Source organism: Enterorhabdus sp. P55 (assembly GCF_009911695.1).
In the GTDB taxonomy this organism is placed as follows: Bacteria; Actinomycetota; Coriobacteriia; order Coriobacteriales; family Eggerthellaceae; genus Enterorhabdus.
The window spans coordinates 1-1,799 of sequence record NZ_QWKK01000207.1 but is presented as its reverse complement, the minus strand read 5'-3'; the positions used below and the strand labels follow the sequence as shown (position 1 = coordinate 1,799).

1 protein-coding gene is annotated in these 1,799 nt (G+C 67.4%); it reads right to left on the bottom strand.

The window, feature by feature from the left end; genetic code table 11:
* Positions 1–1,586, bottom strand: a 1,586-nt coding sequence (locus D1643_RS10810; RefSeq protein WP_160710616.1) for a pyruvate carboxylase subunit B, incomplete at its 3' end; no start/stop codon positions are given.
* Between the last annotated feature and the right edge of the window lie 213 nt (positions 1,587–1,799).

Genomic DNA, 1,799 nt, shown 5'->3' with positions numbered 1-1,799 from the left:
GGCGCGGGCGCGGCGGCCGGAGCCGGCGCGGCCTGGACGGCCGGGGCGGCGGCCACGGGCGCGGCCACCGGGGCCTCTACCTGGCCGGGCATGCGCACCGCGATGCGGACGCCCTCCTCCTCGACCACGATCTCACCGACGCCGCTCTCCTCGGCGACGCGAACCAGCTCGCGAATCTGATTGATGTCCACGTAATCGTCCTCCTTGGTGCCGCTGGACTCCTGCTCGAGCAGGAAGTCGACCTTCTCGGATGTGCGATGCTTGCTCAGGTAGGTGCGCGCCTCGTTGGGGAACAGGGCGTACATGAGCACGTCCTCCTCGCTGTGGGCCAGATCCCCGATCTCGGCTGCCACCTCGTCGTAGGTGGTGGTCACGAGCGAGCCGGGCGCCACGTCGGGCGGCAGGATCTCGGCGTTGCCGGCCACCTTCGCCACGATGTCCTTGTCCATGGGGCCGGGGGCCTTGCCGTAGTAGCCGCAGATATAGTCCTTCATCTCCTTGGAGATGACGCTCCAGCGCTTGCCGGTGAGCACGTTGAACACCGCCTGGGTGCCCACGATCTGCGACAGCGGCGTGACGAGCGGCGGGTAGCCTACCTCGGCGCGCACGCGCGGGATCTCCAGCATCACCTCGGGCAGGCGGTCGGCCGCCTTCTGCACCTCCAGCTGGCTGACGAGGTTGCTCATCATGCCGCCGGGAACCTGATGCAGGTTGACCTTCATGTGGGTGAGCGAGCTCACGCCGCGCTTGTAGTGGCCGCGCTTGCGCATCTCCTCCCAGTACTCGGAGATCTCGAAGAGCAGCTCCAGGTCGAGGCCCGTGTCGTAGCGGGACTCCTGGAACGCCGCCGCGATCATCTCCACCGCGGGATGCGAGTTGCCGAAGGCGAGGGGCGCGTGGGCCGTGTCGGCGATGGCGGCGCCGGCCTCGGCGGCCTTGATGATGTTGGCCGGGGCCATGCCGCCGACGTAGTGGCAGTGGATGTGCACCGGCAGGCCGATCTCGGCGTTGAAGGCCTTGACCATGCGCTCGGTGCGGTAGGGGGTGAGCATGCCCGCCATGTCCTTGATGGCGATGGAGTCGGCGCCGAGCTCCTTGAGCTGCTGGCCGTAGTCCAGGAAGCTGTCGAGGGTGTGCACCGGCGAGATAGTATAGGAGATGGCGCCCTCGAAGTGCCCGCCGCACTCCTTGATGGCCTCGGCGTTGTCCACGACGTTGCGGATGTCGTTGAGGGCATCGAACACGCGGAACATCTCGATGCCGTTGCGGTGCGCGGCGTTGATGAAGCGGTGCACGATCTCCTTGGAGTAGTGCTTGTAGCCCACGAGGTTCTGGCCGCGCGAGAGCATGGCGAGCGGCGTGTTGGGCGTGTTGGCCTTGATGGAGCGCAGGCGTTCCCACGGGTTCTCGTCCAAAAAGCGCAGGCAGGTGTCGAACGTGGCGCCGCCCCAGGCCTCGATGGCCCAGTAGCCGACGCGATCCATCTTCGGGAGGATCGGCAGCATCTCGCCGATCTGCATGCGCGTGGCCCAGAGGCTCTGCTGTCCGTCGCGGATGGTGGTATCCATGATTTGCAGCCGTGGCATGAACTCGCACCCCCTTCTCTCTCGGTCGTCAAAGATCAAGTAGAGGATTATAGGATAGCCGGGGCGGGCACGCGGGACGGCGCGGGGAATTTGCCGACAAGAAACACTAACGGCCGGGCACGCGGAGACGGACGCGCGGAGGAGGCGCTCTCCGTTGGACGGCGGGTGAGGGTGGGCGCGCAGGCGGGCGGGGGGCAGCGCGCGGTGGGGCGG